The sequence below is a fragment of the Rhizobium sp. BR 250 genome (assembly GCF_047445855.1).
Taxonomy (GTDB): domain Bacteria; phylum Pseudomonadota; class Alphaproteobacteria; order Rhizobiales; family Rhizobiaceae; genus Agrobacterium; species Agrobacterium tumefaciens_I.
This window is the reverse complement of the sequence record NZ_JARWKW010000013.1, coordinates 89,600-108,441: the sequence shown is the minus strand read 5'-3', so window position 1 is coordinate 108,441 and position 18,842 is coordinate 89,600. Positions and strand designations below refer to the sequence as shown.

The window sequence follows — 18,842 nt, the reverse complement described above, 5'->3', positions numbered from 1 at the left end:
GGTGTCTGCCACCGTGCCAGCGCTGCTTATTCGGAAACGCTCAGGAAGCGGCTGAGGTGTTCGTTGGCAGCATTGTCGACCCAACCCTTGACGCGGCTGGAAACCAGCCAGAGATCGGCCTGCGTCAGAAGCGGGGCGATCGGCTGTTCCTTCATGAGGATGGTTTCTGCCTCATGCAGCAGCTTGGAGCGTGCCGCAGGGTCCTTTTCGTCATAGGACTTCTGCATCAGCGCGTCATATTCCGCATTGTTGAACTTGGAATAGTTGAAGGTCTTGTTGGAGGATACCGAAAGGGCAAGGAAGTTTTCCGCATCCGCATAGTCGGCAACCCAGCCAGCACGCGCGACGTTGAATTTGCCGCCTTCCTGCAGGTAGCCATAGTGCGAGGCGACGTCGAGGTTCACCAGCGACACCTTTGCGCCAAAGGTGTTCTTCCACATGTCGGCGATAGCCGTCGCGACACGTTCATGGTTCGGGTTGGTGTTGTAACGGATTTCGATGGCAAGCGGCTTGCCGCCCTCACCGTAACCGGCGTCCTTCATGAGCTTGAGCGCTTCGTCTTCACGATCAAGCTGCGACTGCGTGGCAAAATCGGCCTTTGCCGGTTCTCCATAGGAATCCATGCCCGGGGGAACCATGGAGTAGGCCGGAATCTGGGAGCCGCTATAGATTTCCTTGGCGAGGAAATCACGGTCCACTGCCATGGAGAGCGCCTGACGGACACGGACGTCGTTATACGGCGCTTCGCGGGTATCGAAGGTGTAATAATAGGTCGCAAGTGTCGGCGAAACGTGAACCTGCTCGCCATAGGACTTGCGCAGGCGGTCTATCTGGTCCGCGGAAAAATTGTAGGCGAGGTCCATTTCCTTTGCTTCGAAACGACGAACGGATGCGGCCTGGTCGTCGATCGGGTAAAAGATGACCTTGTCGATCTTGGTGTTTGATGCATCCCAGAAATTGGTGTTCTTGACGACCGTCAGACTGTCATTGGGAACATGCGTTTCGAGCTTGTAAGCACCGTTCGAGACCATGACGCCCGGCTTTACGAAGTTGGCGCCGTTCTTTTCGTAGCTCGCCTTCGAGATTGGCAGAGCCGTCTGGTGCGCAAGGAGCTCGAGGATGAAAGGTGTCGGGCGCTCGAGTGTGATCTCAAGGGTCTTGTCATCCACCGCCTTGACGCCAAGCTGGTCAACCGGCGTTTCGCCCTTGTTGATCTTCTCGGCGTTCTTGATCGGGTAAAGGATGTTTGCATATTTTGCAGCGGTCTTCGGGTCTTCGACGCGCCGGTAAGAGAAAACAAAATCTCCCGCCGTTACCGGAGTGCCATCCGACCACTTCGCATCCGCGCGCAGTTTGAAGGTGTAGACGGTGCCGTCCTCAGACAGGGTCCAGCTTTCTGCCGTGCCGGGAACGATCTTGCCGGCAGCATCGTAAACGGTGAGACCTTCATAAAGGTCTTTCAGGATGAATTCTTCGATGTTGATCGAGGTCTGTGCCTGATCAAGCGTCTGCGGCTCGCCTGCATTGCCGCGGTGCAGAACTGTTTCTGCAAGCGCGGGACTGGCCCCGATCAGAAGCGATCCTACCAGCAGGGCGGCGCGAGTTGTTGTTGTTATCGACATTGTTTTCTCTCCCCATGAAGATTTTTGAGTCTACAAACAAGGCGATATTGCTCCGAAGCGCAACCACAATAAATTGTGAATTCATGTGGAAACTGCGACTTTCACGTCGGTTGAGGTATCCGGCGACAACATGTCTCACGGCAAAGATGCCAACCCTTCAGTGGCGCCAATGCGGATTCCTTACGCTTTTTCGGCTTATTCTTTGTGGGCTCGCCGGGGAAAATTCCGCTCCATCGAAGCGGCCTTCAGGTCGTCATCCCTGATCCGTCCCGGTACGCACTAATCCACAAGCTCGTAATCGCCAGCTGTCGGCACCTGGCTGGACAGGCGGGGGCGAGGGTTCGAATCCTCTCGAGAGCTCGCGATATTCCGGTATCAAGAACGATATATCGTCGTGTCTCCAGGGCGGGCTTGGTTGCCCTGTCTGTGAAGCACATCCATGTCTTCCTCCAGGTGACGAATTCGCCTTTCGAGGTTTGATATTTCCTCGCCCTGAAGATCGTCCGCTCCCAGGAAGGCGTCTTCCCATTGGCGCCATTTTTGCAACAAGCGCTTTATCATGGTCCTACCCTTCATTGCCGGGGTTGAGGTGCCTTTCGGCCGCAAGGTCCTGAGCGTGAGGTATCATTATACCGTGAACGCGGTCAGCAAGATGGATGATCTCCGCTGGCGGGCGCAGGCCGGTCGCGATGATCGAAACACGGAGATTCGGGCCAAGACCTTCGTCAAAGGTCGCGCCCAGAACGATCTCGGCGCCGGCGTCGACTTCATCGCGGATAACGCTTGCTGCCTCGTCGACTTCAAAAAGCGTAAGGTCGCGGCCTGCTGCCAGTGAAACCAGAACACCCCCGGCGCCGCGCAGGGAGGCACTGCCGAACAGCGGATTGTGCACGGCTGCGCGGGCAGCGGTGGCGGCCCGCGCGGGGCCGGCTGCCTCTCCTGTGGCCATGACGCCGCGGCCCATGTTTCTCGTCACCGACCGGACGTCTGCAAAGTCGAGATTGATCAAGCCATCATTGCCGATCAGATCGACGACGGCGCTGATGCCGGAGTGGAGCACGTCGTCAGCGAGGGAGAATGCCTGTTTCAGGGGCGTTTGGGCATTGGAAATTTGAAGGAGTTCCTGGTTGGGAACCACGATCACGGTATCCGCCACCTCTATCAATTGATCGATACCGATCCTCGCCTGCCGGGCACGGTGATTTCCTTCGAAGCGAAAGGGTTCCGTAACGACCGCAATCGTGAGCATGCCGGCGGCGCGTGCCGCCGCCGCAACGACCGGAGCTGCGCCGGTGCCAGTTCCGCCACCCATACCCGCTGTCAGGAAACACATCTGTGTGCCCGATAGATGGGTCATCAGCGCCTCGATGGATTCTTCGGCGGCTATTCGGCCAATCTCGGGAAGGGAACCTGCCCCAAGACCTCCGGTGGCTTGAAGCCCGAGCTGGACGACATGATCGGCTTTCGAGGCCGAAAGCGCCTGCGCGTCCGTATTGGCTGCAATGAACTCCACGCCGCAGAGGTGACGCGCGATCATGTTGTTGACGGCGTTTCCGCCACCTCCACCGAGACCGACGACTGAAATCTTTGGCGTCCATGCGGCCTTTGAAATCAACGGCACCACGTTTGTCTCCATTATGCATTGATCGCTGTGGTTTGCAGCACTCCTGCCGCGCCGATGTCGTGGTCCCGCGAAATTTCAGGGGATCCAGCGGCGGAAAATGGCGCTGGCGTTCACGCCCCCGAAGCCGAAACCGTTCGTGATGGCGTATTCCATCGAAAGTGATCTCGACCTGTTGGCCACGATATCTATCCCGTCCGCTGCCGGGTCCGGCGTGTTGAGATTAAGCGTTGGCGGAGCCATCTGGTCACGAAGGGCGAGGATCGTGAATATTGCTTCCAGTCCTCCGGCCGCACCGAGAAGGTGCCCGGTCGCAGACTTCGTTCCGCTGACCGCGATCCGTCCGCCTGTGCCGAAAACCTTTTTGATTGCCTCTATCTCACCCCGGTCGCCGGCGGGCGTCGATGTGGTATGGGCATTGAGATGCTGTATGTCTTCCGGGCGAACCCTCGCCTGGTCAATTGCCGATTGCATTGCCCTTGCGGCGCCTGAGCCATCCTCCGGACCTGAGGTGATGTGGTAAGCGTCGGCCGATGTTCCATAGCCCACCAGTTCCGCCAGAGGTGTCGCCCCACGCGCGAGTGCATGGCTAGGGATTCGATCACCAGAATTCCGGCACCTTCGCCCATGACAAAACCATCCCTCATCATGTCGAATGGACGCGATGCCTGGGCGGGAACGTCGTTGAAACCGGTCGAGAGCGCCCGGGCTGCGGCGAAGCCGCCGAGGCTGACGACGTTGATGCAGGCCTCCGTTCCGCCGCAGACGGCAATGTCTGCCTCACCGGCGCGGATCATCCGCGCTGCATCACCGATTGCCTGGACGCCGGCTGCACATGCCGTTACCGGGGCGCCAAGCGGGCCTTTAAGGCCGTGCCGGATCGAAACCTGGCCGGCAGCGAGGTTAACAAGGAAAGAGGGAATGGTGAAAGGAGAGAGGCGACGTGGTCCCTTCTGATCGACGGTTCGCACCGCATCGGTTATCGCCGGAAAGCCGCCGATGCCGGAGGCAATGATTGTCGCAGTCCTGACGCGATCCTCCTCCGACACAGGCTTCCAACCAGCCTGGGCGAGCGCCTCGTCTGCCGCGGCAATGGCAAAGAGAATAAATCGATCGACCTTTCGTTGGTCCTTGTGTGCAACATACCGGTCAGGGCTGAAGCCCGCATCGGGCTCCTCTTCCAGCGAGGGCACCGCGCCTCCCGCCTTTGCAGGAAGGTCCCCGACGATGTCGTCGCCCAGCCTGCGGATCCCCGATTTTCCGGCCAGCAGGTTCGTCCAGGAGTTCTCGACGCCGGCACCGAGCGGGCTGACCGCTCCCATGCCTGTAACAACGATACGGCGCATTATGCTTCCATTCTACTGTTCGATATGTCGCGTTTCTGGCGATGCCAGCAACCGACCGGTTCAATCCTTCGGTGACGACACCATTTCCGACACATGTGCGCGGGCAGCATCCAGAAAACCGTCGGAGAGTTTTTTGTCCGCCACGACACGGGACAAGGTCACCGCGCCAACCATGAGAGACAGCAAAGCCATGGCTTCCTGCTCCGGCCGGGCACCCGCCGGCAGCATTTCCCGGAGAACCTGAAGATGCGCCTTGATGCCGTCTTCGAAAGGCTTTTTTACCTCGTCGCTCTGTCGCGCCGCATCCGCGCCAAGCGCGACCAGCGGGCACCCATCGGCGATCTCGCCTCGATGATCCGATGACAGGTAGAAGTCGACAACCGCCATCAGCGGATCCGGATGTCTGGCCGCAGCGGCCGACCATCTCCGCGTGGCGCTTTCGAGCGCCCGCCGGGAGGCCTGCGCTGCGAGGTCGTCCTTCGACTGGAACTGTTTGTAAAAACCGCCCTGCGTCAGCCCGGCGCCCTTCATCAGGTCCTTCAGGCCAATTCCGTCGAAACCATGCTGGCGAAACAGCCTGCTGGCGACATTGATGACTGTCTCACGGTTCGCCTCGGCCTGGGCTCTGCTTACTCTCATCGTTGGCTCCTTTAGATTTCGATTGACATCTATAATGCATTTAGATTTAAGATGCAATCTAATATTTCCATTCAGGCCGTCAAGAAGGGGTCTATGAGATGAAACGCAAACTGATTTTCACTGCGGCGGCAGTGGTGGCCCTGGCGGGCGGTGCCGCCATTAGCGTGCTGTTGCCGTCGAAGGCGCTCGATGCTGAGGCCGCAGATCCGCGAACTGCCGCGCCGCTTGTCAATCTGGCGACCGCGAGCATCCCGGGAAACGCCAGCCGCAGCTTCACGGGGACGATCGCCGCGCGCGTACAGAGCAATCTGGGCTTCCGCGTCCCGGGCAAGATTGTCGAACGCTTTGTCGAAGTCGGGGAACAGGTGAGAGCAGGCCAGCCATTGATGGGCCTCGATGCCACGGATCTGCGTCTTGCATTAACGGCAAAAAGAAATGCGGTTGCAGCCGCTCAGGCTACTTTCAATCAGGCGCAGGCCGATGAGCGTCGCTACAGCTCCCTCGTCAGGAACGGGATGGCCGCGTCGCCGCAGCGATATGAGCAGGCGAAAGCCGCGCTCGATACGGCAAAAGCGCAATTGGCGGCGGCTCAAGCCGACGCGGAGGTTGCCGAAAACGAAGCAGCCTATGCCGTTCTGGTGGCGGATGCCGATGGAACGATTGTTGAGACGCTCGGCGAACCTGGTCAGGTGGTTTCGGCGGGGCAACCGGTGGTGAGGCTTGCAAAAGCAGGCCCGCGCGAAGCGGTCATATGGCTTCCCGAGACGCTGCGGCCGGAGATCGGGGCCAAGGCCTTCGCATTGGTTTATGGCCGAGGCGGCAAGGAAAATGCCGTACTGCGCCAGATTGCCGACTCCGCGGACCAGCAGACCCGCACCTATGAAACCAGATGGGTACTGGAAGGCTCCGCCGCTGCCGCTCCGCTTGGGGCGACCGTTACCATCGAGATCACCAATCAGGACGCTCAGGATCACGCTGAGATTCCAATCGGCGCCCTTCTCGACGATGGCACGCGCACCGGGGTCTGGGTGATCGATCGGCAGTCCTCTGTCGTGAAATTCCGCGACGTGCGTGTCGAGCGGATGAGTGAAGAAAAGGCGGTCGTTACCAACGTCAGGGCCGGCGAAGTGGTGGTTGCACTGGGTGCGCATCTCCTGAAAGACGGCGCGAGCGTGCGCACGACTGCAGAAAAAGCACAGGCGGCAAATCAATGAACCTCAATCTCTCCGCCCTTGCCGTCCGCGAACGGGCCGTCACCCTGTTTTTCATCGTCCTTTTGGCCCTGGCCGGCATATATGCTTTCGTGAAGCTGGGACGCGCCGAAGATCCGTCCTTTACGATCAAGACCTTGACCGTGACGACCGTCTGGCCGGGCGCCACCGCACGCGAAATGCAGGATCTGGTGGCAGAGCCGCTCGAAAAGCGAATCCAGGAACTGGCCTGGTATGACAGGGTGGAGACGACCACTCGCCCCGGATACGCTTTTCTGACTGTTACCCTGAAGGACAACACGCCCCCGAATGTCGTCGGGGAAGAATTTTATCAGGCGCGAAAGAAGCTCGGCGATGAGGCGAGAAACCTTCCGCAGAGTGTCCTTGGACCTTTCGTCAACGACGAATATTCCGACGTCAGCTTCGGCCTTTATGCCCTGAAGGCAAAAGGCATGCCGATGCGCGATCTGGTCAGGGAAGCCGAAAAGATCAGGCAGGACATGCTCCATGTTCCCGGCGTGAAGAAGATCAATATTCTCGGGGAGCAGCCCGAACAGATTTTCGTGGAGTTTTCCTATGAAAAGCTCACGACACTCGGCGTCTCGCCGCAGGACATTGCCGCTGCCCTCCAGCGGCGCAACACGGTAACGCCCGCCGGATCGATCGATACGCAGGGTCCGCAGGTGTTCATCAGGTTCGATGGCGCCTATGACAGCGTCCAGTCGATCGCCGACACCCCGATCGTCGCTTCCGGCCGCGTTCTCAAACTGTCGGATATTGCAGATGTCCGTCGCGGATATCAGGAGCCGGCAAGCTATGTCATCCGTCATGACGGCGAGCCGGCCATCATGCTCGGTGTGGTCATGCAGCAGGGCTGGAATGGTCTGGAGCTTGGCAAGGCACTCGAGGAGCGCTCCGGCCGGATCGCACAGTCATTGCCCCTTGGCATAACGCTGACCAAGGTCAGCGATCAGGCCGTCAACATTGATGCGGCGGTGGGTGAATTCATGGTGAAGTTCGCCATGGCCCTCGGCGTCGTGCTCTTCGTCAGCCTCATTGCGCTCGGCTGGCGGGTGGGCATCGTTGTGGCTCTGGCCGTTCCGCTGACCCTTGCGGTCGTCTTCATCATCATGCTCGAGACAGGGCGCTTTTTCGACCGCATCACGCTTGGTGCATTGATCCTGGCGCTTGGCCTGCTTGTCGATGACGCGATCATCGCCATCGAGGTGATGGTCGTTAAGATGGAAGAGGGCATGGACCGCATCAAGGCGGCCGCCTATGCCTGGAGCCACACGGCGGCGCCGATGCTGTCGGGTACGCTTGTGACCATCATCGGCCTGATGCCGGTTGGTTTTGCGAGTTCCGCTGCCGGTGAATATGCGGGCAATATCTTCTGGATCGTCGGTTTCGCACTGATTGTTTCCTGGTTTGTCGCCGTCATCTTCACGCCCTATCTCGGGGTGAAGATGCTGCCGGAGATCAAGCCGGTCGCGGGCGGCCATCATGCGATTTACGATACGCCGAACTACCGGCGTCTGCGCGGCGCGATCGAGTTTGCCGTCAAACACAAGTTCCTGACCTGCGGTTTCGTGGGTATCGCCATGGCGCTCTCCATTGTCGGCATGGGTGCGGTGAAACAACAGTTCTTCCCGACGTCCGATCGCCCGGAGGTTCTGGTCGAAGTCCGGATGCCGGAAGGAGCCAGCATCGAAACGACGACGGCGACCGTTGAAAAAATCGAGAACTGGCTGAAGGCGCAGCCGGAAACCAGGATCGCGACCAGCTATATCGGTCAGGGTGCCCCACGTTTCTTTTTTGCCATGTCGCCGGAGCTGCCCGACCCCGCATTCGCAAAGATCGTCGTCCTCACGTCGGATGCCCATCAACGAGAGGAACTGAAGCACCGTCTTCGTCAGGAGATTGCCAATGGCCTCGCGCCCGAGGCCTTCGTCCGCGTGACGCAACTGGTTTTCGGTCCTTACACGCCTTTCCCGGTCGAGTTCCGCGTCAAGGGACCCGACCCGGACGAGTTATACAGGATTTCGGAGCAGGCCCTTGCCGTCATGAACACCGTTCCGGATGTGAGGAATGCCAACCGTGATTGGGGAAACAGGACGCCTGTCGTCCGGTTCGTTCCGGATCAGGACCGCCTGAACCTTATCGGTCTCTCACCCGCGGAAGCCGCACAGCAAATCCAGCTTCTGCTGAGCGGTGTTCCAATCACGCAGGTGCGGGAAAACATCCGGAACGTTCCTGTCGTCGCCAGAAGTGCGGGTGAAATACGCCTGGATCCCTCGCGGCTTGCGGATTTCTCGCTCATCAGCAGAGATGGAAGAGCCATTCCGCTCGATCAGATCGGTCATACGGAAGTCAGGTTCGAAGAGCCCATCCTGAAACGGCGCGACAGGACACCGGTAATAACGGTCCGGTCCGACATCAACGAGGCGACACAGCCACCGGAAGTGTCGCAGCAGGTCATGAACGCTCTTCAACCGCTGATCGCCTCGCTGCCCGCAGGTTACAGCATCGAGATGGGCGGAAACATCGAGGAGTCGATCAAGGCCAATAACGCCCTGGTGAAAGTGTTCCCGCTGATGATCGCCGCGACCTTGATCGTGATCATCCTGCAGGTTCGCAGCCTGTCCACCATGACAATGGTCATGCTGACGGCTCCCCTTGGACTGGCGGGGGTGGTACCGACGCTCATTCTCTTCAATCAACCCTTTGGCTTCAACGCCATTCTGGGTCTCATCGGGCTCGCAGGTATCCTCATGCGCAATACGTTGATCCTGACGGAGCAGATCAAGGAGAACAAGGCGGCAGGTCTTGATGATTATCACGCCGTGATTGAAGCGACCGTGCAAAGAACGAGGCCGGTCATCCTGACGGCGCTTGCCGCGGTCCTCGCCTTCATTCCCCTGACGCATTCGGTTTTCTGGGGTTCGATGGCTTACACGCTTATCGGTGGAACGGCGGTGGGCACGCTCATCATCCTGCTCTTCCTGCCCGCTCTCTATGCGGCGTGGTTCCGGATCAAGCCGCCTCGTAGCGAAGCATCGCCGGCGGCAGTCGAAGACTATCAGCACTCACTCGCTGCCGAGTAGTGCCTCAGTGCCCTTCGCGGCGGCACCTCGCCGCAAAGGGCACCAATCAACCGACCGCGCGATGTCCGGGCCGATCATGCTCCCAGGGATGGCAATCGCGTGAACCTCATCTAAGGATTGTAAAGGAAAAACAGATGCAGCACATAGACGATGCGAGAAAGATCGCCGTCACTCAAAGGTCGGATGCTTCCGTCGGAAGGCGGGCCCTCATCACAGGCGCATCGAGCGGCCTCGGGGTCGAATTTGCCGAATTGCTGGCGGCGCAGAAGGTTAACCTCGTGCTTGCGGCCCGGCGCAAGGAGCCGATGGAAAAACTTGCCGACGACCTTCGCCGAAAACATGGCGTCGACATTCTTGTCGAGCCAATTGACCTTGCCGCACCCGGAGCCTCGGCCCGCTTGAAAGACAGCCTGGACGAGAAGGCGATACAGATCGACATTCTGGTGAACAATGCCGGATACGGGCTGCAGGGGGAGTTTCTGGAAACCCCGATCGAGCGCACCACCGATATGATTCAGCTCAATATCACGGCGCTCACCGAACTGAGTTATGTTTTCGGCCGGGACATGGCGGCCCGGGGATCGGGTGAGATTCTTCTGATCGCCAGTCTATTGGCTTTCCAGCCTGTTCCTACCTATGCTGCCTATGCAGCGACCAAATCTTACGTGCTGTCTTTCGGTGAAGCTTTGCACGACGAACTTCGCACGCAGGGCGTGGTTGTCACCAGCCTTTGCCCGGGACACACGGAAACAGGATTTGATGCGGCTGCGGGTGCCCAGGCCTCACCGATGCTGCGCCTGCTCACCATGAAACCCCGTCCCGTCGCAGAGGCCGGACTTCAAGCCCTGTCGAAAGGAAAGGCGTCTGTTATTGCCGGCTTCATGAACAACATCGTTGCGTTTTCAAATCGTCTGACGCCACGCTCAATGCAGCGGGCTTCGATGCGAAAAGTAATGGCGCCGTAGAAGCGGAAAATGCGGCGGACCGCATTGTCAGTTGTTTGGGAAGCCGGTGTTGATCAGGCCTAGCGTTCAAGCTCCAATGCCTTTTCCAGCACCGGATCCCGGCCGCTCACATAGTCGCTGAAGCTGAGATCGACAGGGATGTCGGGTGCAAGAGAGATATTGCGGGAGCCAAATGCGACGGTTGCCCAGTAACATGTGCGGACATCGTTGCACCCTTGCTCGTAATCCTCGAATTCGGAACTGTAGCGGACGCTTATCCTTGAGTTCGGCAATGTTATCTTATCGCCTTCTGCCCAGAATTGACCGCCATCTCCCATTCTTTCGCCGATCAGGGATACCTTCTCGCCGCCGCTTCCCTTTATCAGGGCGGCGGTGACGATACCTGCGGAGAAGGTCGCGCGTCCCACGAGAACGGAAATCCGCCCTCGGTCGGGCAGGAGCCGGGGCAGGGCCTGTGCGAAGAGAATGCTGTTGAAGAAGTCACCGCCATTGTTGAGACGAAGATCGACAACGATGTGTCCCGGTTGGAAAGGCAGGATGTCCCTGTGGATGATGCCGGCGAATTTTTCGACCAGTGACGTGTCGTCGATACTGCGGGCCGTATCGTTTCTGATGTAGAGCGTGGTCTTGCCGTCATCCAGAAAGGACGCGGTCACATCGCCCCGCCTGGTATACAGGCGAGGTCTTGTCTTTAACGGGTCGAGCACATGCGGCCAGCGCCCTGCCACCTCGTCCGCATCCGGAATGAGGACAGAATAACCCCTGTTCAGCCCCATCCTGCGCTCGTCGCCCGGGTCTTCCCCTCCAATCGGTAAATACACCGTTTCCAGGGTGCCGTGCCCGAGATCGAGCGTCAGCGGGGTTTTTGTGGTGCTGTCGATGACGCCTATGTGCTGGAGCACCCGGGGCGTCACCAGATAACCGGGGCCGAGGAAGCGGATTCTCTGATCCGTTCCGGCAAGATAGGGCTTGAGCCGTTTTTCGGCCTCCGCTGCGGTCAAGGAGCCGATCTTTTCCACACGCGCTCCGAGCAGGCGGGCATAATCCGGATGGGCCTTTACAACGTACAGGCCATCGGCAAACCACCACATACGAATGGGCAGATCGCCGCCCAGAAAAGCGCCGATATTGGCATTCGTATGCCCGTTTCGGGCGATCGCCACGGATCGCATGATCTCCATCGCGAAGGCTTCGGCGGTCAGTTGCCCGATCGTGCTTTCGATGGACGTAACGTGACGCTCGAATGCTTGCCGTTGATCCGGGCTGAAGCTTTTATCCAGCGGAGCCCATTGCTGCTTCAGCACCGACAGATCTTCCCGCATCTGCCGGGGCGTCAGCGGAATCTCGCCGGCATGGCCTGTCAGGGGCAAAAGCAGGATTGCGAGAAGGCAAGGGACAAGGTTACGATGTGAGGTACTTCCCATGGCGTCAACCCTTTATCTCGCACGCCCGCAAATGATGACGTCAGTTATGGTTGCTCAAATCCATGTAGGCGGGCTCGAAGACGTGGCCATCGGGGTCGGCGAAGGTCCGAAGATACATGAAGCCCAGATCCTGCGGCTCTCGCACATCCGCTTGACCGCCCGCTTTTGCCGCGGCCTCAACCATGGCATCGACCTCTTCGCGGCTGTCACGCGAAAGGGCGATCAGCATGCCGTTTGTCGCATGGGCATCGGCGATCGGCTTGGCAGTGAAGGACTTATAATAGTCGTGCTGAAGAAGCTGGAACGTGATTGTGTCCGACCACACCATCGAGCTTGCGTCCTCATTTGAGAACTCTTCGTTCTTCACACAACCGATAGCCTGGTAGAAGGCGGTCGAAGCAGCCAGATCTTTCACCGGCAGGTTCAGGAAAATCGTCTTGGCCATTGTCTTTCTCCTCATGTTTAAACGGGGTTACAGGAAAGTCTGCTGGAAGATCTCACTCGGATGGATGCAGATGACTTCCAGCGGGTCAGTGCCGATATTCTCGAAGCGATGGGGGATATTGGCAGGCCCCACGACGATATCCCCCGACGAGCCGCGCATCCGATGCTCGCCGATGGTAAACTCGGCCTCGCCTTTGCGCACGACCCAGGTCTCGGCATAGGGGTGGACATGCAGATCAGGGCCGCGACCCGGATCGACATTGACGAGAAAGATGGACACGGCGCTTCCGTATTCGCACCCTTCGTAACGTACCGTCCGGCTCTCGCCCGGTTTCGGTTCCTGATGGCGACGGATTGAAAACATCTGATCTCCTCCCTGAGGCAGAATTATCTTCGCGAGAAGATATATTTCCGATTTATCTTCCTGTCAAGATATGTGTCTTCTCGCAAAGATATATTCACGGGGCGGGCGAAGCCGTATATGGTTTTCCAGATTGGTGATGGGGTGGTGAAATGAAGCAGGCGAGGCCGGACGTGACGGCGCAGGGGCCGATCGAAGCTGACGGGGAAGATCATGTCGACCGTCTCCGTGGCCAGTGGGCGCGGGAAGTGCCGGATATCGATACGGAACCCATGGCCATTTTCGGCAGGGCCAAACGGCTCAGTAATCTTGTGGCGCCGTCCATCGAGGCAACCTTTGCCCGCTTCGGCCTTGACCGAGGGGAGTTCGATGTCGTCGCGACTTTGCGCCGGGCAGGGCCGCCTTACCAACTGACGCCGACGGAAATGTACACGACGCTGATGCTCTCGTCGGGCGGTCTGACGCATCGGCTTGATCGATTGGAAAAGTCTGGCCTTATCGAGCGCAGAAAATCGAAGCTGGATGGGCGCAGTGTTATTGTGTGCCTCCTGCCGGCCGGCATCGAGCTGGCGGAAAAGGCGTTTCGCGAAGACATGGCGAATGAGCTGGGTTTTCTGCAGGGCCTCAGTCCGAAGGAGCGCGCCAACCTCGCCGCGCTGCTGAAAAAGCTGGTATTGGCTATCGATGCCCGGTTGTAGTCAGCGAGTTTGGTCGGGTCGAGTAATCTATATTTTTAGTAGATTATAAAATCGGGCAACGATCTTTCAACAATCGCCTGCACAATAAAAGATCGTGCCGTGCAAAAGCGGCCTCCCATCATGCATCCTCCATGAAAATCCGCACTTTTTCATTGGACGGCGATCATGCCACTTTCCCACATCACCCATTTTTCGTTTCTGATCCCCGGCAATTACGATGATGACGATCCATTCGCGGGACTGGAGAGAACCTTGCAGCTTTTCGAGCGGGGCGAGGAACTTGGTTATCACAGCGCCTGGATACGCCAGCGGCATCTCGAGCGGGGCGTCTCTTCGGCAGCGACGTTTCTGGCGGCGGCTTCCCAGCGGACAAAAACCATCGGTCTTGGTACGGCGGTTATCCAGCTCGGTTATGAAAATCCGTTTCGCCTGGCCGAAGATCTTGCAACGGTTGACGTGCTTTCGCGCGGCCGGCTTAATGTCGGGGTTTCCGTCGGCGTACCTCCCTTCGCGCATCTGATCCGGGATTATACCGATCTTGCGCCGGAAGCGGACTATAGCCACGGCCGGGCGGAGAAGCTGGCGCGAGCATTGAGATCGGAACCCCTGTCAAGCGAGACGGAAGCCGGCAATGCCGCCGGGGTTCAACTGCCGCGCATTCGTCCCGTTGCAAAGGGATTGACCGATCGCCTGTGGTATGGCGGCGGCTCGCAGAATTCCGCCCGCTGGGCCGGGCAGGCGGGCTTCAATCTTCTGACGGGTAATATTGTCAGCGGTGAGAACACCGACGATTTCCATACGGCGCAAAGTGCGTTGATAAACCGTTTCCGGCAGGAATGGGCCCATGCCCATACACCGCGCGTTGCTCTTGGCCGCGTGATCCTGCCAACCGACAGCGCAAGCCCGGCGACACGCCGCCGCTACGCCGAATTCGTTGCAGGGCGAAACGGACGCACGCAAACGGCGCACGGGCCACGCCGTACGCTTTTCCTGCCGGATATCGTCGGAACGGCGGAGGAGATCGTCAGAACATTGGCGCAGGACCCGGTCCTGCCGCTCGTTTCGGAATTCCGCCTCGAATTGCCTTATGAATTTGAGGCAGAAGACTACCGGCAGATTATCGAGGACTTTGCCCGTATCGTGCCGCAACTGGCCGATCGGCGGCCTGTTTTGAAAGTGGCAGGCGGCCACTAATCCTGTTTATTCCCGAAAGCTATTCGTAGCCGTGCTGCGGTCTGAAAGAGCCCGCTACGGTCTCCGTGGGCGGAAATTTTGGCAGAGCATCGGGTGGGATGCCCCCCAAAGACCTTGGTCCATTAAAAGTTCGTTTGACCCCATCGTACTGGCTATCGTGTACGCAGGTAGGCAGCCACGCATCGTTTGAATGACGGTTGCGAAAGGCTCTGCGAAATACCGAGTGTGCCATGGACCTGCCGAAGATAAAAACGCTGATCGATTTCGTTGGACGGACGAATGTCACGGAGCTGACGGTTGCGGAAAAAAAAGTGACGGTCCGGATTTTCCGAACCGTTGGTCAGGCCGCAACCAGTGTCGACACGAAATCGGCCGAAGGTGAGATCGCCGGGCCGGCTTCTCCTGCTGATGGCGCATCTTCCCCCGTGGGCGCGAGTTCGACCTTCACCGTCAAGGCGCCGGTTTTTGGTGTTTTGCATCGTTCACCCGCTCCGGGTCAGCAGCCATTCGTCAATGCCGGTGATCGCGTTGAAGAGGGGCAGACCCTCTTCATCATCGAGGCGATGAAGGTCTTCAACACCATTGCCGCGCCGCATGCGGGCCGAATTGCATATTTGACGGATGTCGATGGCGGCGAGGTCGAGACGGGCGATGTGCTGGCGGAGATCGTGTGATGGTGGAGATCTTCAAAAATACGACACCCGCCGAAAAGCGTTTCGATACGGTTCTGATTGCGAACAGGGGTGAAATAGCAGCGAGAATTCAGCGCGCCTGCCGCGAGCTCGGGTTAAAAACCGTCGCAATATGCTCCGAAGCGGACAGGCAGGCATCTTATGTCCAGACTGCCGACAATTTTCTTTGCATCGGCCCTTCCAGCGCAGGCAAAAGTTATCTCAACAGGGATGCCATCCTGCTTGCCGCGCGGCTGACCTCCGCCGGGGCGATCCATCCCGGTTACGGGTTTCTGTCCGAAAATGCCGCCTTTTCCGAGGCGATCGAAAAAGCCGGCCTTGTTTTCATCGGGCCGGATGCCTCATCGATTGCGACGATGGGCGACAAGATCGCTGCGAAACGGGCGATGATTGCCGCGGGTGTGCCCTGTGTTCCGGGCCCGGATACGGCATTGCCGGATGACCCGGCTGCCGTCGAAAGCATTGCGCAGGATATCGGTTATCCCGTCATCGTGAAGGCTGCCGGCGGTGGCGGCGGCCGGGGTATGCGGGTGGTGCCGGATGCCGCTTCCCTGCATGAGGCGATTGCCACGACACGCGAGGAAGCTCGTCAGGCCTTCGGTTCGCCGGCACTCTACATGGAGAAATTCCTCCAGCATCCACGGCATATCGAAATACAGGTCCTGTGCGATACTCACGGACATGCGGTTTGGCTGGGGCATCGCGATTGTTCGATGCAGCGCCGCCACCAGAAGGTGGTGGAGGAGGCGCCGGCGCCCGGCATCTCGACGGATGTGATCCGATCTGTCGGACACGCCTGCGTCGAGGCCTGCCAGCAGATCGGTTATCGTGGCGTCGGAACCTTCGAATTCCTCTATGAGAATGGGTCCTTCTATTTCATCGAGATGAATACGCGTCTGCAGGTCGAGCATCCGGTCACTGAAATGACCAGCGGGATCGATATCGTCCAGGCGCAGATCAGGGCGGCGCAGGGGGAAGAACTGGATCTGCGCCAACAGGATGTGGGATGCGAAGGCCATGCTTTCGAATGCCGCATCAACGCCGAAGATCCGCAGAGTTTTCTGCCTTCCGCCGGTGTGGTGACGGGCCTTTCTTTGCCCCAGGGGCAGGGTATTCGTGTCGATACCCATATCCATGAAGGCTACCGGGTTTCTCCCTATTACGATTCCCTGATCGCCAAGCTGATCGTCCACGCGCCAACCCGCAGCGAGGCTATGGCGAAGATGCGCGGGGCACTTGCCGAGACGTCGATTGATGGCATTTCGACCAATCTGCCGTTCCTGCGCGCTCTCTTCGATGACGATGCCTTTGCGCGGGGTGAAACGGACATTCATTATCTGGAGACATGGCTCAAGCAACGGAGGGTGGCATGACTACGCTCGACCTCGCCGATACCGCCACCATCGCGGCCCTGACCGAAGCCCTGACGGCGGCGGGTGTGGACGGAATTGAAATCTCAACGCCCAAGGGTCATTTGCGCCTCGTCGTCTCCACGGGCAACAGTGCGCAGGCGGCTTTGGTGGTGAAAACCTCAACAGCTGAAACCGCTGCGGCGACGGTGATTGTCAAGGCACCGATGGCGGGCCGTTTCTGTTCCTCTCATCCTTCGGCATTGGCTGAGACCGGTCATCTCCCGCGCGCTGTTACCAGTGCCGATATTCTCGGCTTCATCCGCATCGGCTCGGTTCTGCTTCCCGTATCCTCCGGCCGTCCCGGCGTCGTGAAGAGGCGGCTTGCGGAGCCGGATGCGCTGGTCGGGTTCGGCGACCCCCTGTTCGAAATCGAGCCTCAATCATGATTGCCACGCCGAATATTCTTGCGCCGCTGCATGACATCCTGCCCCTCGCCAAGGGAGAGGCACGTATTTCCTTCATCGGCTCCCGTTCCTTCCTGCTCGAAGCGCCCGGCGAATTCGATCTGCCCGCACAACGCTGGATCTGGGCCTTGTCGCAAACGATCGGCAACTGGCCGGATGTTGCGGAAATCATCCCCGGCATGACCAATCTTCTGACGATCTTCAAGGAAACGCCCGATGACCCCGACAGTGTCGTGGGGCGGTTGCTGGATGCATGGAACAGCGCCCGGAGCGTGGATCTGGCCGGCAAAACCATCGAAATCCCGGTGCATTATGGTGGGGAATACGCGACCGATCTTGCCGCCATCTGCGATTTTTCCGGGCTGAGTGACCGTGAGGTGGTGCGCCTGCATCATGAGGCGACCTATCGTGTCTTCGCATTGGGCAGCGCCCCCGGTTTCGGTTATCTGCACGGTCTCGATCCCCGGATTTACATGCCCAGAAAAACGGTGCCATCCATCCGGATGGAAAAGGGCTGCGTGACCATTGGCGGTATGCAGACCGGTGTGGCGATGCTGACGGGCCCGAATGGCTGGAATTCCCTCGGTCATGCCGAACTGCAGATGTTCGACCCGGCATCTTCGGTGCCTGCCCTGATGGCGCCCGGCGATATCGTGCGGTTCGTGCCGGCGAGGATCGAGCTATGATCGAGATCATCGAAGCAGGCCCCTTCAACACGGTGCAGGATCTCGGACGTCCGGGTTATCGCGACATCGGCGTCTCCGCCGGTGGCGCCATGGACCCGCTCGCCGTCAAAATCGGTAATATCCTTCTCGGCAATGCCGACGATGCCGCCGTTGTCGAGGTCCAGACCTTTCCGTTCAAAATGCGGTTTGAAGCCCGTGCGGCCTTCGCGGTCACGGGGGCAGATGGCCAGGTGTTGCTGGATGGCAGGGAGTTGCTTCCATGGTGCACCCATGCGGCGGCCGAAGGTCAGGTTCTGGAACTGAGACAGCCGCCGCGCCTTGCCCGCGCCTATATCGCTCTTGCAGGCGGTGTGGATGTTCCGGTGCTGATGGGGTCGCGGAGCACGGCGCTGCGCGGCGGGTTTGGCGGCAATGCCGGGCGGCCTCTTGTCAACGGCGACAGGCTGAAGATCGGTGTGGTCCCGGATGCGCTGCCGCTGCCGGCAAGCGGTATTGCCGTTATCGAACCTGCCATTGCCCTGCGTGACGTGTTTGCTCCGGCAGATGAAGGTGTCTTGCAGATCCGCGCGATACCGGCTGGCGAACATGGGTTGTTTGCGTCCGATGGCGAGGCTTTCTGGAACCAGACATGGCGCATTTCATCCCGCAGCGACCGCACCGGCTATCGTTTGTCCGGGGAGCCGATCAAGCCGACGGAGACAATTGAAATGCGCTCCCACGGGGTCGTTCCGGGTGTGGTTCAGGTGCCGCCGGGGGGAGAGCCGATCATTCAGATGAGTGACGCCAACACGGCGGGTGGATATCCCAAGGTTGCCGGCGTGATCGAATGCGATCTGTGGCGGCTTGGTCAGGCGCGGATCGGTAGCCGGTTGCAATTCGTGCGCTCCACCCATGCGGAAGCGCGAGCCGTCGAACAGGTGGTTGCCGCCTATGTCGAGGATGTTCGGCAGACATCACGGATGGTCAAGCGGGCGCTGAGGGCAATGGCCTGACGGCAGGTGAACGGATCGAAGGAGAAT

Annotated in this window: 16 protein-coding genes and 1 pseudogene; 10 read left to right on the top strand and 7 right to left on the bottom strand. The window is 59.2% G+C overall.

The annotated features are described in order from the left end of the window. Positions 1-26: 26 nt before the first annotated feature. The 4 genes and pseudogenes from QD336_RS19930 to QD336_RS19915 form a co-directional block, all read right to left on the bottom strand. The gene (locus QD336_RS19930; protein WP_499171886.1) at positions 27-1,622 is read right to left on the bottom strand and encodes a peptide ABC transporter substrate-binding protein; all 1,596 of its coding nucleotides are present in this window, start codon (positions 1,620-1,622) and stop codon (positions 27-29) included. A gap of 565 nt (positions 1,623-2,187) precedes the next feature. After that, complete coding sequence (gene ftsZ / locus QD336_RS19925) at positions 2,188-3,258, bottom strand: cell division protein FtsZ (RefSeq protein ID WP_499171885.1); 1,071 nt, start codon at positions 3,256-3,258, stop codon at positions 2,188-2,190. 63 nt (positions 3,259-3,321) lie between these two features. After that, positions 3,322-4,589: pseudogene (gene fabF, locus QD336_RS19920) on the bottom strand (beta-ketoacyl-ACP synthase II). Positions 4,590-4,649: 60 nt separating this feature from the next. Then, positions 4,650-5,228, bottom strand: a complete 579-nt coding sequence (locus QD336_RS19915) for a TetR/AcrR family transcriptional regulator (RefSeq protein WP_499171884.1) — start codon at positions 5,226-5,228, stop codon at positions 4,650-4,652. 98 nt (positions 5,229-5,326) lie between these two features. Here QD336_RS19915 and QD336_RS19910 point away from each other — a divergent pair, with 98 nt between their 5' ends. From QD336_RS19910 to QD336_RS19900, 3 genes are all read left to right on the top strand, one after another. Beyond that, the gene (locus QD336_RS19910; RefSeq protein ID WP_499171883.1) at positions 5,327-6,442 is read left to right on the top strand and encodes an efflux RND transporter periplasmic adaptor subunit; all 1,116 of its coding nucleotides are present in this window, start codon (positions 5,327-5,329) and stop codon (positions 6,440-6,442) included. Continuing rightward, complete coding sequence (locus QD336_RS19905; RefSeq protein ID WP_499171882.1) at positions 6,439-9,543, top strand: efflux RND transporter permease subunit; 3,105 nt, start codon at positions 6,439-6,441, stop codon at positions 9,541-9,543. The genes QD336_RS19910 and QD336_RS19905 overlap by 4 nt, the downstream gene beginning before the upstream one ends. Before the next feature lie 134 nt (positions 9,544-9,677). Next, entirely contained in the window at positions 9,678-10,508 is an 831-nt protein-coding gene (locus QD336_RS19900) for an SDR family NAD(P)-dependent oxidoreductase (protein WP_499171881.1), read from the top strand. Positions 10,509-10,567: 59 nt separating this feature from the next. Here QD336_RS19900 and QD336_RS19895 read toward each other — a convergent pair whose 3' ends face one another. Genes QD336_RS19895 through QD336_RS19885 form a run of 3 tightly spaced genes read right to left on the bottom strand, consistent with a single transcriptional unit; the run spans position 10,568 to position 12,740 of the window. Further along, a complete protein-coding gene (locus QD336_RS19895) occupies positions 10,568-11,932 on the bottom strand; it encodes a S41 family peptidase (protein WP_499171880.1) in 1,365 nt (454 codons plus the stop codon). A gap of 40 nt (positions 11,933-11,972) precedes the next feature. Continuing rightward, positions 11,973-12,377, bottom strand: a complete 405-nt coding sequence (locus QD336_RS19890) for a VOC family protein (RefSeq protein WP_269344691.1) — start codon at positions 12,375-12,377, stop codon at positions 11,973-11,975. A 27-nt stretch (positions 12,378-12,404) separates the two neighbouring features. Beyond that, entirely contained in the window at positions 12,405-12,740 is a 336-nt protein-coding gene (locus QD336_RS19885) for a cupin domain-containing protein (RefSeq protein ID WP_269344692.1), read from the bottom strand. Between the two features lie 149 nt (positions 12,741-12,889). Here QD336_RS19885 and QD336_RS19880 point away from each other — a divergent pair, with 149 nt between their 5' ends. The 7 genes from QD336_RS19880 to QD336_RS19850 all read left to right on the top strand — a co-directional run bounded on the left by QD336_RS19880 (position 12,890) and on the right by QD336_RS19850 (position 18,815). Further along, positions 12,890-13,435, top strand: a complete 546-nt coding sequence (locus tag QD336_RS19880) for a MarR family winged helix-turn-helix transcriptional regulator (protein WP_499171878.1) — start codon at positions 12,890-12,892, stop codon at positions 13,433-13,435. Between the two features lie 165 nt (positions 13,436-13,600). Further along, the gene (locus QD336_RS19875; protein WP_499171877.1) at positions 13,601-14,629 is read left to right on the top strand and encodes an LLM class flavin-dependent oxidoreductase; all 1,029 of its coding nucleotides are present in this window, start codon (positions 13,601-13,603) and stop codon (positions 14,627-14,629) included. 230 nt (positions 14,630-14,859) lie between these two features. Further along, on the top strand, positions 14,860-15,303 hold the full coding sequence (locus tag QD336_RS19870) for an acetyl-CoA carboxylase biotin carboxyl carrier protein (protein WP_499171876.1): 444 nt from the start codon (positions 14,860-14,862) through the stop codon (positions 15,301-15,303). Then, positions 15,303-16,694, top strand: a complete 1,392-nt coding sequence (accC, locus tag QD336_RS19865; RefSeq protein WP_499171875.1) for an acetyl-CoA carboxylase biotin carboxylase subunit — start codon at positions 15,303-15,305, stop codon at positions 16,692-16,694. Before QD336_RS19870 ends, accC begins: the two co-directional genes overlap by 1 nt. Next, positions 16,691-17,119, top strand: a complete 429-nt coding sequence (locus QD336_RS19860) for an acetyl-CoA carboxylase (RefSeq protein WP_499171874.1) — start codon at positions 16,691-16,693, stop codon at positions 17,117-17,119. The genes accC and QD336_RS19860 overlap by 4 nt, the downstream gene beginning before the upstream one ends. Beyond that, complete coding sequence (gene pxpB / locus QD336_RS19855) at positions 17,116-17,823, top strand: 5-oxoprolinase subunit PxpB (RefSeq protein WP_499171873.1); 708 nt, start codon at positions 17,116-17,118, stop codon at positions 17,821-17,823. Before QD336_RS19860 ends, pxpB begins: the two co-directional genes overlap by 4 nt. Next, a complete protein-coding gene (locus QD336_RS19850) occupies positions 17,820-18,815 on the top strand; it encodes a 5-oxoprolinase subunit C family protein (protein WP_499171872.1) in 996 nt (331 codons plus the stop codon). Before pxpB ends, QD336_RS19850 begins: the two co-directional genes overlap by 4 nt. Positions 18,816-18,842 lie beyond the last annotated feature (27 nt).